The 15,164-nt window shown below is 54.6% G+C and carries 10 protein-coding genes; 1 reads left to right on the forward strand and 9 read right to left on the reverse strand.

What is annotated here, in order from left to right; translation table 11 throughout:
- Window positions 1–3 precede the first annotated feature (3 nt).
- From MKY64_RS24360 to MKY64_RS24400, 9 genes are all read right to left on the reverse strand, one after another.
- Window positions 4–903: a carbohydrate ABC transporter permease gene (locus tag MKY64_RS24360; RefSeq protein WP_209877854.1), complete on the reverse strand. Its 900-nt coding sequence runs from the start codon at window positions 901–903 to the stop codon at window positions 4–6.
- Window positions 903–3,497, reverse strand: a complete 2,595-nt coding sequence (locus tag MKY64_RS24365; RefSeq protein WP_340956326.1) for a DUF5696 domain-containing protein — start codon at window positions 3,495–3,497, stop codon at window positions 903–905. The genes MKY64_RS24360 and MKY64_RS24365 overlap by 1 nt, the downstream gene beginning before the upstream one ends.
- An 18-nt stretch (window positions 3,498–3,515) precedes the next feature.
- On the reverse strand, window positions 3,516–4,139 hold the full coding sequence (locus tag MKY64_RS24370) for a Yip1 family protein (protein WP_340956328.1): 624 nt from the start codon (window positions 4,137–4,139) through the stop codon (window positions 3,516–3,518).
- Complete coding sequence (locus MKY64_RS24375) at window positions 4,126–5,568, reverse strand: tetratricopeptide repeat protein (protein WP_340956331.1); 1,443 nt, start codon at window positions 5,566–5,568, stop codon at window positions 4,126–4,128. Before MKY64_RS24375 ends, MKY64_RS24370 begins: the two co-directional genes overlap by 14 nt.
- A 19-nt stretch (window positions 5,569–5,587) precedes the next feature.
- Window positions 5,588–6,451 carry a carbohydrate ABC transporter permease gene (locus MKY64_RS24380; RefSeq protein WP_209877862.1) on the reverse strand — a complete coding sequence of 288 codons (864 nt, stop codon included), beginning with the start codon at window positions 6,449–6,451 and terminating at the stop codon, window positions 5,588–5,590.
- 5 nt (window positions 6,452–6,456) lie between these two features.
- Window positions 6,457–7,362, reverse strand: coding sequence for a carbohydrate ABC transporter permease (locus MKY64_RS24385; RefSeq protein ID WP_445671732.1), 906 nt, complete (start codon window positions 7,360–7,362; stop codon window positions 6,457–6,459).
- A gap of 72 nt (window positions 7,363–7,434) precedes the next feature.
- The gene (locus MKY64_RS24390; RefSeq protein WP_445671733.1) at window positions 7,435–10,293 is read right to left on the reverse strand and encodes an extracellular solute-binding protein; all 2,859 of its coding nucleotides are present in this window, start codon (window positions 10,291–10,293) and stop codon (window positions 7,435–7,437) included.
- Window positions 10,294–10,558: 265 nt separating this feature from the next.
- Entirely contained in the window at window positions 10,559–11,977 is a 1,419-nt protein-coding gene (locus MKY64_RS24395; RefSeq protein WP_340956337.1) for an extracellular solute-binding protein, read from the reverse strand.
- A 941-nt stretch (window positions 11,978–12,918) separates the two neighbouring features.
- Window positions 12,919–13,956 (reverse strand): LacI family DNA-binding transcriptional regulator, encoded by a 1,038-nt coding sequence (locus MKY64_RS24400; protein ID WP_340956338.1) that lies wholly within the window; start codon window positions 13,954–13,956, stop codon window positions 12,919–12,921.
- A 507-nt stretch (window positions 13,957–14,463) separates the two neighbouring features.
- Between MKY64_RS24400 and MKY64_RS24405 the strand changes: the two genes are divergently transcribed.
- On the forward strand, window positions 14,464–15,075 hold the full coding sequence (locus MKY64_RS24405; RefSeq protein WP_340956341.1) for a hypothetical protein: 612 nt from the start codon (window positions 14,464–14,466) through the stop codon (window positions 15,073–15,075).
- The last annotated feature ends 89 nt before the right edge of the window (window positions 15,076–15,164 follow it).

Below are 15,164 nucleotides of genomic sequence, written 5' to 3' on the forward strand. Positions count from 1 at the left end.
CCGCTAGTCTTGATAAAAGACTTTACGTGAGATCAGCGCCGTCGTTACCCACAACAGCAGCGCGATGATAGCAAAATACATCCAGGACATGGCTGCGCTCAGCCCGAAATTGAAGCTCTTGAACGCTGTATCCACCACCATCCGGCTGGTCTGGTCGCTGATGAAGCTGTCGATGATGGTATAGACCAGATTCGTCAGGATCAGCGGGCCGATCATCGGAAACGTAATTTTCCAGAAGGCCTCGTAGCCTGTGGAGCCTTCAATCTTCGCCGCCTCATACAGGGAAGGGGAGATCGATTGCAGCCCCGCCAAAAAGATCAGAATCTGCACGCCCGATTGGCTGACAATCTCATAGATCCGGCTCACCGCTCCAGTCAGATACTGCACCACGGTGGGGCTCAGACCAGATTCGATCAGCAGCGTTGTCAGCTCCAGATTCTTGATCACCGACAGGCCTCCGCCCGTGGAATCACTGGCGCTGCGCACAACGGACTGCATCAGATCCCCGTTCTCAATGCTGGCAATAATACCCGAGGCCAGAATGACCGGCAGGAAGAAGATGGCCCGGGCCAGCACCCTGCCATGGAACTTCTGATTGAGCAGCACGGCAAAAAACAGGCTGAAAATCAGAATAAGCGGGGTGTTCAGCACGATATTCATCACGGATTCCGTTAATGTCCGGACATAGGATTCATGGGAGAACAGCGCCTCCCGGAAGTTCGCGAGTCCGATATACTTCAGCGTGAAGCCCTCATCATTGACCTGCAGGTTACTGAGGCTGAACCGCAGGGAAGACAGCAGCGGCGTCAGGAACAGGAAGCAGAAGCCCGCGAACCAGGGAAGAATAAAGTACAGGCCGTAATATCTGTTTTTTTGCTCCAGGGACAGCTTCTTAAGCTTCATTATTGCTGCTCACCTCCTACCCGGTAATTCCGTCCGTCTATGGTTACTCCGCCCACAGTCACCGGTGCACGGTTATAATTCACTATAATTGCGGTACCCGCTTCATAGGTCGTCTGATAGACACCGGCCGCAAGCTTCTTATGCTCCTTGATCGTCTGGGACTGGACACTCTTCAGTACACGGCTCAAGGCCTGATACTGCCCAGCTGCCTGTTCAATCCAGCTGCGGTAATCGGCTGAATACAGCCGGTCGAAGCCTGTCATCTTGATATTAGAGGGATCTGCATAGAACCAGGTATAATAAGGTGCGCTCCCGGTCTCCAGCGCCTTCAGCAGGCTGAGTGATGCATCCTGATCGTCAGCCATATTCCAGGCGGTTCCGGCAAATTGCAGATAGCCGTGGTACACCATCTGGAAGAAGGGGATGCTCTCATCCGTAATATTGAACCCGCTGCTCTGCATGGGCGCAGCCACTATATGACGGGCGAAGGGCGCCGCGTACGCATTGCCGCCTTCCACCATCAAGCGGGGCACCGAGCTGCTCATGCGCTCCAGCTGCTCCTTGACGATTCCCTCGGCCCGCTGGCGGTCCACCAGATCCTCCGCATTGAAATCGGAATTTAACCCGCTGCCGAGATCCCGCAGGGACAAGCCGTCCACTCCAAGCGCTGCATAATCCCCGAGGAAGCCGTCTACCACACCCGGCAGTACCCGGGGGCTGACGACATAACCGGAGGGCTGCTTCACATCCAGCTTCAGCATGGAGAAGTCGAAGGGATACGTATGCGCCAGCTTGCCCGTAATCAGCCGGGAGGCCTGTGATTTACGTAAGCCCTTGGCTTCCGGGAAGGTCTGCAGGAACGAAGCATCGGGATACAGTGTAATTCCCTTATCCTGTGCGTAAGACTGCAGCTCGTGAAGCCCTTTTGCCCCGCCAAGCTTGCTGTCCACCGATACGCCCTTCGGGTAATTATGGTTGATGCCGCCATTGAACCATCCGGTATACCGCAGTTGAATGTCCCTGATCCCCTTCTCCTGCATCTGCTCCAGAATGACCTCGGCCTCCTTGAAGGAAGTAAGCGGCTCATAAGCGCTGTAAGGAATGCCCAGGAAAAATTTCTTCTTCGGAATGCCGCCGATCAATTCCAGGTAGAAGGGAACGTCCTCTGCCCCTTCCAGCCTTGCCATCCCGGTATGTTCGATTAAGTACTCCCGGTATTTCGCAGCCATGCCTGAATAGCTGGCTTCTTCCTGATCAAGGAAGCTGTACGCTACAGTGATATCTCCGGGGAAGATACCTGCCTGAAATTGCTTCACCGTACTGGAGCGCCAGCCGTTGGTCAGCGTCACTTCCTCCAGACTGCCCAGCGTATAGCTGGAGAAGACATAGTTATACTGATTCAGCCGCCCGCTGACGTCTGCCTCCACGGCTGCAACCGCATCTCCGCTCTCGATCACCGCCAGGAAGCCGCGGCCCTGAACCTTCATGCCGAATACAGGCAGCCGTGCGGTCTCCTCCTTCTGCACTTGCCCCAGCTGGGTCAGCGCAGCATCAGGCCCGTACATCGCGGTACGGTAAGGGGTTGCATAGAGCTTGTTATTATTGAAGTGTATCAGCGACCCGGAGCCGTCAGGCACCAGGCTGTAGCCTTCATCCTTCGCCCCGCTCGCCCCAAAAAACGGAAGCAGCGACAAACTCTGAATATGCATATTATCCGGATAACGGACCTTATCGCCCGGGATGCTTACCCGCAGCAGCTTCCCGTCCAGCCGGTATTCCAGGGGAAGCGTCACCAGAGCGGCTCCGTCCTCCTCTTCACCGTAGGCCGCCTTATCGATGGCGATTTGCGTCTCATCATAGCCGATCTGCCCGAACAGGGAGGTCACCTTCTTCAGCCCCACTCCCTTGAAGGAGGTATCCCTTCTTTCATACCGCTTGTTCGGCTCATCGTACCTGAACCGCTTCTCAATCTCCTTCTTGTCACTGTCCTTCTCAAGGCGCCCGATGATCAGGGTACGGAAGCGTTCTTCACTGATGTATTTGGGAATGCCGTCGATATTGCTCTTGACCTCCCCCAGCGTATACACGATATTCAGGCTGTCGCCCGATTCCTCGATGGTGAACTGGCTGCTCTGCACACTGTGGGTGTAGTTGTCGTAGTTCATCAGATTGCCCTTGCTGTCATAATAGGTCAGCTCCACCTGCACATTCAGCTTGGATTTGTTATATCCGGTGGCGACAGCATCCTGTTCGCGGTCCTGCGGGTTAGAATACCAGAGCACTCCGCTCTTCTTATCCTTAACGGCGATCTCCGTGGTCATCTGATTCAGATACAGGGTCAGATATTCATTGTCCAGTGCCTCCTTCATGTCTGAGGATAGCTCCGGCGATTTCGGGGTCGGGGTGTCCTGCACGCTCTGCGCTGAGGATTGTATCGCTGCTTCCGATGGTATCACTGCTTCGGATGGTATCGCTGCTTCAGACTGTACCGCCGATTCAGCTTCAGGTGCGGATTCGGCCAAGTCCGCGTACGGCAGGACAGCTGCGCCGCTGAGCATAAGCACAATTGCAATGATGGTTAGCTTCTTCTTCAAAGCCTGGCTCCTCCTTTCTTATCCGCGAAGTGAAAGCTCCTGGTAGACGGTGTAGACAAAACTGACAATTTGCTGGATCAGATTGAAGAACAGCAGGCCCAGGAAGATGATGATGCCCACCACAGCCAGCGTCAGCAGCATGGTTGTAATCGTTTTGAGCACCGTGTACTGATGAACCGTCATGGTCCCGATGAACAGGAGCCACACGAACCACAGCGTACCCAGAGCATCCAGCAAATGATAGAAGGAAGCCTCCCGCAGCGTAATCACGTTGCTGAGCAGGATATTGGGGATGTTGATCAGAATCAGCGGAAGCAGGGCGTAGCCTGTCGTAATGACGATCTCCCCGAACTTCCCCTCCCCGTCCATCAGCGTCGTCAGCGACCAGTTCGCCAGGCACCAGAGCAGGAACGGGAAAATAATATACTTGAGCTCATTGATGCTGTTCAGTTCAAGCGGGTGATTATAATTGACCACATAGCCCACATACTGGCGCTTCACGATCATGGTCAGGGTAAGGAATATAAGAATGCCCAGTGCCATTCGCAGCTTACCCTTATTCTCGTATTTCAGATCCCAGAATCCGTCGAAGGGGTTTACTGCTACATGCAGTGAATATTTAATGTCCTTAAGAAATAGCATCCTGGACCCTCCCTCCCTTTCTCGGCCGCTTCACCAGGCGGGCAATCACGTAGCCGCCCAGCAGCACGGCTATCATTCCGGTCATATAGATGCTGAAGTGATCGCGCATATACTCCCTGCGGTATTTCCCCAGTGCCTTGGAGTAATATTCACGGTCATTGCCCAGCTTCAGATAGGTCATAGCCTCTTTGTATTCGCCTTGGCGGAGCAGAGATTTGCCGATGCCGACATACGCCATCTCATAGTTGGCATCCAACTTCAGCACCTCCCGCCACAGCTTGGCGGCTTCATCATGCTTGCCGGAGCTGTACAGGGTGTTGGCTTCATTCACCATGCTGCCGAACCGGGTCACCGTGAACTCGGTAATTCTCCCCAGATCACGGTCCAGCACATAAATCGCATTCTCATAGCTCTCCACCGCCGCCGGGTTCTTGAATGTGCCGAGCTGGCTGCCCAATTGGCCGATTACATACAGCAGCTTGCCGTCCTCATTGTAGGTGAAGATCCGCCCGCGCGTGGCGTCCAGTGCCCGGTAGACCCCGTTTCCGGTCACATCAATGTCAATGAAGGCGGAGCGGTCCTTACTCAGATCTCCGATCGGTGGAATCTCCCCGCCAACCCGCAGGACATCGATGCCGGAGGGATTCAGTCTTTTTACCGGAGAGAAGGTCTTCTTATCCACCGTAGTGGTATAGATGAAGCCATCCTCATCGACATCGGCATTATTGAATTCCAGCGGAATGAACTGCACCATCTTCTCGCGCTGCTCCTTGGTCGATACCGACTTCCAGAACAGATCCACAGGATCAAACTGCACCTTGTTCGTGCCCATGAAGCCTGTGAACTGCCCGTCGCTGTCGAACTCGATCAGCCCTTCATAGACCCCTCTGCCGACCACATAGATGCGGCCTGCCTTATCAACAATCACTTTCCGCGGAAAATACTCAAAACCCGCTCCGATCACATCCGCCTTCGGCGCCCCGATCTCCCGCACGAAGGTCCCTGTGCCGTCCAGCTCGACCAGCCGTCTGTTCTCCGTATCCGCCACGTAGATCCGGCCGGCGTCCGTCACGAAGAGACCTTCCGGGTTATTGAAGCTGTCCTTCTTCTCCCCGTTCCGGAAGCCTTCGATGACACGGAGTGTGTTCCACTCCTTATCCAGCACCACAATCCTCCCGTTCCCGGAATCGAGCACATAGAGCAGCCCTTCCGCTGAGACAAACAGGTCTCCCGGAGCGGTCCAGGCTCCCGTCCCTGCCTCCAGCCCGCTGATGGCCCTCGAAGGAAGATAAGCAATCGGCGACTGAACAGCGTCTCCCCAGTAGGAGTAGGTATATCCTTCATACGGTGCAGCCCCGGCCGGCCTAGGACACAGGCTCACAAGCAGCAGCACGGATACAAGCACCAGTATCGATGACTTTATTCTCAACCCTAACGCCTCCATCGCTTCAGTCCTTCATGCCGGACGAAGCCATCGTCTGAATCACATTGCTCTGTGACAGAATGAACGTCACAATCGGCACGGTCATCATAATCACCGCCACCGCGGCTCCGACTCCTGCACGGGCGATCCCGCCCTGAATAATCTGGCCCATCGCGTAATGCAGCGTCTTGAGCTGCTCGCTGTAGATGAAGCTGCCCCCGTCCGTGCCCCATAGCATCTGCATCATCAGAATGAGCAGCGTCAGCCAGGCCGGCTTCACCAGCGGCATGACAACCTGCCAGAAGATGCGGTATTCACTTGCCCCGTCTATCTTCGCCGCCTCCAGCAGCGCATCCGGGATCTGCTCCATGAACTGCTTCATGAGATAGAGTCCCAGCGGATAGGCAAAGGCAGGAACGATAACCGCCTGGTAGGAGTCCATCCAGCCCAGAGCGGACATAATCATATAGTTCGGTATCGCGGTGACATGCGGCGAGAACATCAGCGACAGGACAACCACGGTGAACAGCACCTTAGAGCCGCGGAATTTATGCTTCGCCAGCGGGTAAGCCGCCGCCGAGGCCAGTAGAATATGCCCGGCTGTACCGGCAGCGGTAATGAATACCGTGTTGAATATATATCTGGAGAACGGCACCCAGGAATTCTTCATCACCTGAAACAGATTGGCGAAGTTCTCAAGCGTGGCATTGCGTACAAACAGCGTAGGCGGGAAAATAAACAGCTCATCCAGCGGCTTGAACGCATTGTTAATGACATAAATTAACGGAACCGCCATGAATGATCCGAATCCGGCCAGGGCCAGGAACAGCAGAGCGTCGACCTGCCAGGAACGGTTTACTTTTTTGTTCAGACGTATCGCCAGCTTCATCCCGCTTATTCACCCACCCTCTTCAGCAGCTTTTGAACAATCAGATTGCTGCCCAACATCATCACGAACAGCACGGTGGCAATCGCCGAGGCATAGCCCATCTCGAAGCGGATCGTACCGTAGTCCACCAGATGGGTTACAATCGTATGCGCCCCGTACTGCACACTCGGGAAGCCTGCCAGCGCCATAGCTACATCAGCAACTGCCAGCGACGCAGTGATCTGAATAACCGCGCCGAACATCAGCTGCGGGCGCATGGAAGGGAGCGTAATGAACCACAGCTCCTGCCAGCGGTTTTTGACACCGTCCACAGCCCCTGCTTCATACAGCGTCTTGTCAACGGTCTGCAGTCCGGCGATGAAGGCCAGGAAGCTGGTCCCGAGGCTTAGCCAGAGCTGTACCAGCATGATGATCCCCAGCATATACTTGGGGTCCTGCAGCCATTGGATCGGCTCATAAATTACGCCAAGCCGCATGAGAAGTCCGTTGATGATCCCGTAGGAGTCACTGGAGAAGATGATCTGCCAGATGAAGAATACATTCCCCGAGATCGACGGCGCAAAAAAGATCAGGGTCATAAACGCCCGCAGCTTGGGATTCAGCTCATTGATCAGCCAGGCAAACAGAAAACAGGCGATATAGCTGACCGGTCCGGTAACGACCGAGAAAATCAGTGTATTCTTGACCCCGATCAGGAACACATCATCGTTCCAGAGCAGCTTGGAATAATTCTCCCAGCCGATCCAGCGCGGCATCTCCAGCATATTGAAGTGCGTGAAGCTGAAGATGATCGAAATCGCCACCGGCAGTACGGTAAACAACAGAAACAGCACCATATATGGAGCCAGCAGGACGTACAGGTGCTTATCCCGCCGCACATCCTTGCCGAACAATGCCCAGTAATTACGCAGCCCGGAAGGGGACAGCCGGGGCTGAATCAAGGGTTCGGCCGTATTTTTCACTTTCTGCACAAGAGTCCCTCCCTATTCCCTTCGTTTCAAATCGAACTCTGCTCTCTTCTGATCAATCTCATAGTCGATCTCCTGCACATAATCGTACAGGGCATCGGCGGTGTTCGTTCCATTGTTGATGACCTCGCGCAGGGCATTGTCCAGATGGCGGCCTGTGAAGTAACCGCCCGGCACCTCAGGCACACCCTGTACCCATTGCCACTGCTCCTCCAGATGGCGGTAATCGCTAGTCGGCCACGGCAGCTCCTTAAGCGCTTCAACGTTGGCGGTCGGATACCGCGCAGCCGCGCCCATGAGGCCCTCCATCTCCCGGCCGAAGCGGACCTGCGAATCCTTGTCGACCCACCACTTCATGAATTCCCAGGCGGCATCCTTATTCTTAGCCTGCCTCAGCATCAGGGCGGCAGTGCCCCCGCTGGCAACGTCCCTGCGGATACTGCCGTCCGGCTGCTTCGTCCCCGGAACCGGAATGAATTCCCATAGCCCCTTAATCTCCGGCGCAGATACGCTCAGATAGTTATAGAAGGTATAGTCCTGAATGCCGACCGGCATCTCTCCGGTGCGGAACCGCATCGGGAAGTCGAAGATCAGCGGCAGCTTGTAGCTGGTATAGAAATTGGTCCAGTTCTTGAAGGCAGCCAACCCGGTCTCTGTATCAAGTCCGCTCTTGGCTCCGTTATTCAGATAAAATGATCCGCCCATCTGATAGAGCAGCATGGCATAGGCGCGGTTAACCTCCAGCACCGGCACGCCTGTCGTCTGCGCGAGCGGCAGCGCCATATCCATCCGGTGCTTCTGCAGCACCGGAATCATCGCGTAGACCTCATCCCAGGTCTGCGGCGGCTCAAGGTTCAGCTCCTGCAGAATATCCTTCCGGTAGAACAGCATGTTGAAGATCTGCTGCTCCGGCAGGGCAAAGACCTGATTCTCGAACCGGTACGGCACGAGCGCACTGTCTCTGAACTGCTTCACCACATCCTCATAGCCGGGATACTTCGACAGATCCTCTGCCGCTTGGCGCATCCCGAAGTTCACCGGCATATCATTGCCGACCTGCATCGCCACATCCGGGCCTTCCCCGGCCAGCGAGGCGCGCAGCAGCACATTCGGACTCACCAGCTTCAGATTGACACCGATGCCGGTAAGCGGGGTAAATGTATCATCGATCATTGCCTTCAGCACCTGCGCCTGGTCGCGGCCGGTTCCAATCCATACATCAATGGTCTCGCCGTTCTCCGTGGTATTGCCAATCGTGTTGTAATCCTCGAAGAACGAATGGGTGAAGGACGACACCTCATGCACAAGCTTCCTGAACCCGGAAGCATTCGCCTTCGGCAGCTTCACATCCGGCGAAGAGAGCAGCAGGTAATCAATCTCCAGCGGCTGCTCCCGTACCTCCAGAATCCAGGAGCCGACGCTGCCGACATTGATTTTGAACTGCGACAGCCGCTTCTGCACCGTTTCCGGCTTGTCGGCCATGTCCGCCAGCTGATAGGCAGTTTTATTCAAGGTTGCGGTTTTATCACTCTTTTCCCCTGTAAGCCGGACCAGCTCTTCCGATACGCCATATAGAATCTTGCTCTGCTCACGGAAGACCGCCGTCATATCCGGGATTTGCTCCTCCAGCTTGTAATCGCGGTACGGATCAGGCACATTGCCTGTAATCATCAGGATTTTCCGGTACATCGCATTAATGTCCAGCACACTGGCCTCCACCTGGCGCAAGAGCGGTGCAATGGCCCCGAGGCTGACCTCCAGCTGTAATTCGTGTTTTCCTTTGCTTAAATAGAATAAATAGGGCTCCTCATCGTTCCCCAGCCGGTTCATCTGCCAATCCGAATCATAGTAGAACGGAATCTGCAGCATTTCCCGGAACGGAATCTCTCCGTCAATCCGCATAGAGCGTGTGGAATAGATCCCTCTTAGCAGCTCCTGCCGGCCTTTGATGGTGATGTTGTACAGACCGTCCTCCGGCGCTTCCACCTCCCAGGCGATCCATTGTCCCGGTACCCGCCAGTTGTTGCCGCCAATCGTGTTCATTCTGATCTTGGACACATCGTACGGCTCTGTTGAAGGGCTTGAGCGGTCTGTGATCGGATACAAGGTCGGGGAGGATTTGTAAGCAGCGTCTTCCCCCTGCACCTTAACCGCGTGGCCGCTGGTGGCCTTATACCCCTTAACTTCGTAGCTCTGCTTCACCTCTGCGTAGGCAGCGGGTGCATCGTAGCTGTGCAGCTTAATATAGTCGATGACCATCGGCTCTCTGCTGGACACCATCGTCAAGGTGTGCCTTCCGGCCGACAGATAGAATTGGTAAGGCTCCTCATAGTAGCCTTCCGTATCTCTCAGCAGCGTCTCCTGCCAGGCTGGGGCCTCAACTTGGCGCGGACGGAGATCATTGTCCCGGTTATCCTGCTGGATCTCCGGGTTCTCATTGACCCAGATCCGCCCGAAGGACAGATTGCGGGCGCTGGTGAACGGCAGCTTGCCGTCAATCAGCAGCTCACGTTCAATCGCCGAGCTTTTGCCCTTCACCGGATAATACCGGACAGAGATGTGGTATAGCCCGGACTTCGGCACATCCAACTGCCACTCCACTGAACCGCTCTCCTCCGTTCTGACGTATCTTCCCGTCTCCCCGCCAAGCTCCGTCAGCACCTCCGGGCTCATCCCCTCGGCCCCGGTATAATCGGCTCCCTTCAGCATGATTTCTTCGCGGGGCTGCTCCTCGCCCTCATATTGCTGCAGATAATGCTCATAGCTGCCCTCAGGCAGCTGCCGCACCTCCTGCCCGTTCCCCGTCACACCTTGCGCCTGGGCAGCAGGCAGCTCTGCGCTTGCCGCAGGCAGCGCCATCATGGAGATCAGCATGACGGTTACAAGTGTCCGGTTCATCATCCGCCGGGATAATGATATTCTCACTCGGGTTCCCTCCTCTAGCAGACTTGCATATTAAGAGTGATACAGGTGGTGCAGAATAGAAGGATAAATAATTGTGTGAAACATATAAATCCTTATATTTCAAGCGCACACGGCTACGCCGCCCTATAAGGGCGGCTGCCGATTTTGCAGACAAACACAGCAGGTATTGCGCAAGACAAGCAGGTATTACCCTTGTTATGAGCTGTCCAGCTACCTATTTCTTCTCTTTATCCTGCTCACCGCTCAGTACTTTCTTGGCTGCGGCCTGCGCCGTTCCAATGACTTGGGCCACCCCGGTGGACGGTGTAATCTCGCCCTTCAGGAATTTCTCAGTCACCTTATCCAGCTGATCCTTGACGCCAAGACCGCCGTAACGTCCGCCGAAGACCCGCTCCACCTTACCTTCATCATTCATCGCATTGGCGATAGAGGCTTCATCCGGCAAAATATTCTCCATCGACAATCTGCGGTTCTCCTGCCAGCTGTCGAACGGCTGCAGATCCTCCCAGATCTTTACGATTGTATCCGCATCCTTAACCCCTTTGGGGATGGCATAGGCTGCTGTCTGGCCCAGCGGATCGTAGTACTTATCGGCCTGCGGGCCTTTTGGAATATAGACATACCCCCATTCATCCTTCATCTTGCCGAGAATACGCCCCTCGATTTCCCAGAGACCGCCCGGATACATAGCCACGGTGCCTTCTCCAAAATACTTAGCCGGGTCTTCCCAGTCATTGCCCTCGTTAGGCTTGAATACCTTATCCTGCGTGTACAGCTTATGAAGGAAGTTAAGCGCTTCCATAGATGCTGGTGAATCAAAGACCGCCTTCTGAGTAGCTTCATCGTAGATTTTGCCGCCGTTGCTGGCGATCAGCAGCTCCGAGATCACATAATGGGCTCCGGCCAGACCGTACTGGTCCATCTTCCCGTCCCCGTTCTTGTCAATCGTCAGCTTCTTCGCCGCATCAAGCATCGTATTCCAGTTCCAGTTATCCTCATCCATCAGCTGCTGCGGGTCCTTCAGGCCCGCTTCCTTGAAAATACGCTTGTTGTAGAACACGCCGCTGTCGTTCGGGCTATACCAGCTCTCCAGGCCATAGACCTTGTCGCCGCCGAAGCGCATGGAATCAATCACACTCTGATCGATGAGTGAATCCTTCAGATAATCATCCAGCGGTGTCAGGAAGCCGCCATGCATCAGGCCCCAGATGAAGCCGTCAGGCAGCCGGACAATCTCGGCAAACGGATCGCTTGCCATAACGGAAGAGGACAGCTTCTCGGCGGTGGACCAATACTCTGTATTCAGGTATTTAATCTTGACGTTGTATTTCTCTTCCACCGCTTTGATCCGTTCGCGGGCAAGCTCATCTGCCTCTGAATCCCCGACAGGAGTGGCGTCCCACCAGTGGGAGATGCGGATCTCCCGCCCGTTCAGATTAGCAGCCGGCGTTGCCGAAGGCGCTTCCGTTGCTGCTGGTGCCGTTTCACTGGCTGCCGGAGCCTGAGTCGCCTCCGCCGCCGGTGTTGCTGCCGGTGCAGACGCGTTATTCCCTCCGCTGCAACCGGTTACAAGTGTAACTACGGCTGTCAGCAGCATGAACCACGCCGAGCTTTTCTTCTTCAACTGTTTCACTGTTCGCCACGCTCCCCTAATTTCAGTGATGTTAAGCTAATCTAAGATTGAACTGATTCAAGATTGAACTGATCCAAGATTAAACTGATTCAAGCATGTCTGCGTCCGTCCCCCGCTCCCTTCCGATGTCATATTTATATAGTGGCGTATGCCAGCATATAAGCCCTTAAGACTACCCTTGAGATGATGAAAAGAAAACTTGGAAATAAATGAACTTGGATACGGTTATTGCCGCCCCCTAAGGGCGGTGCCGTATAAGCAAGAAAGATAAGGAGCACTGCATGGCCGAATCGTCCCTTTAAGGGCGGTGCTGCTCCAGAGGGAAGGATCAGGATTGTTGTACGGCCCCTGCCGTCCCATTAAGAGCGATACTGCTTCAGAGGGAAGGATCAGGATTGTTGTACGGCCCTTGCCGTCCCATTAAAAGCGATACTGCTTCAGAGGGAAGGATCAGGATTGTTGTACGGCCCCTGCCGCCCCATTAAGAGCGATACTGCTTCAGAGGGAAGGATCAGGATTGTTGTACGGCCCCTGCCGTCTCTCTGAGGCGGCACCTCTCTCGTGGGAAATATCAGGATGACTGGTGGGTTATGGCTGCGAATTCTTATACTTTTCAAATTATCAGTAAATTCGAAAAATCCCCTTGTCCCATATGTACAGCCAGAGTAACCGCTTACTCAAACTCTAAAAAATAATGAAATGGGTTTCATGAAATCCATTTCATTATAACTTCTGGTTATCCCCTGGTCAATCCTACTTTACACAAATTTCATGCTTCAATCCAAAAACTTTCCAGAATACAGGCCCCCTCGTGCTGACGCACTCCACATACGCCTGGAAAGTTCTTGACCGGCCCTGGATGAACATACTTGAATGCTTGCGCGGCAGACCTGTCTGGTAAGCAGCTTCCGGCGGGTAATATTGCTGGGCTATTCTTAGAGCTATTCTGCAGGATTCTTCGGGCGTCCCGTGCTGTCGCGTACCACCAGCTTTGGCTGGAGCACCGTACGTTTCCTGGGATTTCCGCCGCTAATCAGCTCATGAAGCATCTCTACAGACAGCTCCCCCAGCTGGTTGGTGTTCTGCGACACCGTGGTCAGCTCCGGAATAACCGCTCTGGACAAGGGCGAATCGTCGAACCCGACGATCGACAGATCTTCCGGTATCTTCAGCCCATGCTGGGTGGCTGATTTCAACGCGCCAATGGCTGTAAAATCATTCACACACAGCACCGCTGTCGGCCGTTCCTCTTGCTCCAGCATCCGGTCCATCAGCGTCCGCCCACCCTCGATCGAGAAGTCGTGGAACATGACCCAATCCTTGCGCAGCGTAAGCCCCCGCTCCTTCAGCTTCATCCTCACAGACTTCAGCTTCACTTGGGTTGTAGAGGTCTCCTCCATTCCCCCGAGGAATCCGATTCTCCGGTGCCCCAGGTCCAGCAGATGCTGGGTGGCCAGTGCCGCCCCTTCTTCTTCATCGGTGTAAATGCGGTGCAGGCCGCTCCGGGGCAGATTGCCGTTGACCAACACGATCGGCACATGCTTCGACAGCTCCACGACCTCCTGGGACAACGCCGGCGGACACTGATTCAGGTTAATTCTGCCGCCCAGGAAAATAATCCCGTCCACTCTTTTCTCCCGAAGGATGCTAAGGTACTCCGACTCGCGGCTATGCTCCCCCGCCGTATCGCAGAGGAAGAAGGTATAATGCTTCTCTCTGGCTACATTCTCGGCTCCCCAGAAGACCTCCGGGAAAAAGGGGTTGGTGATGTCAGGCAAAATCATGGCGATCGTGCCAGTCTCCTTCTTAAGCAGACTGCGGGCCAGCGCGTTCGGCTGAAACTGATGCTTCTCAATCACAGCCATGATGATCTCCCGGGTGCTCTCCTTGACCGGAGCTGTATTGTTGAGGACACGGGAGACTGTGGCTACGGACACCTGGGCCTCCTTGGCGATATCATATATGGTAATCGTCTTCATCCTTTACCTCCTTGGTCTCGCGTTCCTGGCTTATAGCAACTTACATCCGGGGCGGATGGGTGCGGGGGGTTGGGGTGGGGTGGGGATTGGGGTGGAGCGGGAGTTGTCGCAGGGGGCAGGGCGAGTTAGAGTTGGCAGACGCGGGAGATGGGGCGGGTGCTTAGTGGCCCTTTATTCGTGCCAGCCGCCAACTGCTCCTCACTTCACTCAACCACCCACTTTTGGCCAATTCAGGGGCATTTCTGCTCCTCATTTCGTTCGACCCGCCCACTTTTGGCAATTCAGGGGTATTTGTGCTCCTCATTTTGCTCGACCCGCCCACTTTCGGCCAATTCAGGGGTACTTGTGCTCCTCATTTCGTGCGCCCCGCCCACTTTCGGTCAATTCAGGGGTATTTGTGCTCCTCATTTCGTTCGACCCGCCCACTTTCGGCCAATTCAGGGGTACTTGTGCTCCTCATTTTGCTCGGCCCGCCCACTTTCGGCACATTTAATGGGATTTATCCCTTTGATTTCACCGCGCGGCCCACTTCCAGCACATTTAATGGGATATATCCCTTTGGTTCGGCCGTGCGGCTCACTTCCGGCACTTTTAATGGGATTTATCCCTTTGATTTCACCGTGCGGCCCACTTCCAGCACTTTTAATGGGATTTATCCCTTTGGTTCGGCCGTGCGGCTCACTTCCGGCACTTTTAATGGGATTTATCCCTCTGATTTCACCGTGCGGCTCACTTTCGGCACATTTAATGGGATTTATACCTTTGGGTTCGGCCGTGCGGCTCACTTCCGGCACTTTTAATGGGATTTATCCCTCTGATTTCACCGTGCGGCTCACTTTGGGCACATTTAATGGGATTTATCCCTTTGATTTCACCGCGTGGTCCACTTTTGGCACATTTAGTGGGATTTATCCCTTTGATTTCACCGTGCGGCTCACTTTCGGCACATTTAATGGGATTTATCCCTTTGGTTCGGCCGTGCGGCTCACTTTCAGCACTTTTAATGGGATTTATCCCTCTGATTTCACCGTGCGGCTCACTTCCGGCACTTTTAATGGGTTTTTGCAGTCTGATTCCGGCGCGGTCAATGGCGCACATATACTATACTTTCGGCGTTGAGGTCAGGTAGTACTTAATTCCAGTTTGTCCACAACCGAAGCCCCCTACATTTGCTCAACAGCATACGGAAGCGGTGGCACTCTATTGAG

This window comes from Paenibacillus sp. FSL R7-0210, from assembly GCF_038009085.1.
GTDB classification, from domain to species: domain Bacteria; phylum Bacillota; class Bacilli; order Paenibacillales; family Paenibacillaceae; genus Paenibacillus_AQ; species Paenibacillus_AQ silagei.

What these genes read in the sequence shown, in the direction of transcription:
- MKY64_RS24400 (WP_340956338.1), bottom strand. Translation starts at nt 13,956, where the DNA reads ATGAAGACGATTACCATATATGATATCGCCAAGGAGGCCCAGGTGTCC.
- MKY64_RS24370 (WP_340956328.1), bottom strand. Translation starts at nt 4,139, where the DNA reads ATGCTATTTCTTAAGGACATTAAATATTCACTGCATGTAGCAGTAAAC.
- MKY64_RS24390 (WP_445671733.1), bottom strand. Translation starts at nt 10,293, where the DNA reads ATGCTGATCTCCATGATGGCGCTGCCTGCGGCAAGCGCAGAGCTGCCT.
- MKY64_RS24360 (WP_209877854.1), bottom strand. Translation starts at nt 903, where the DNA reads ATGAAGCTTAAGAAGCTGTCCCTGGAGCAAAAAAACAGATATTACGGC.
- MKY64_RS24380 (WP_209877862.1), bottom strand. Translation starts at nt 6,451, where the DNA reads ATGAAGCTGGCGATACGTCTGAACAAAAAAGTAAACCGTTCCTGGCAG.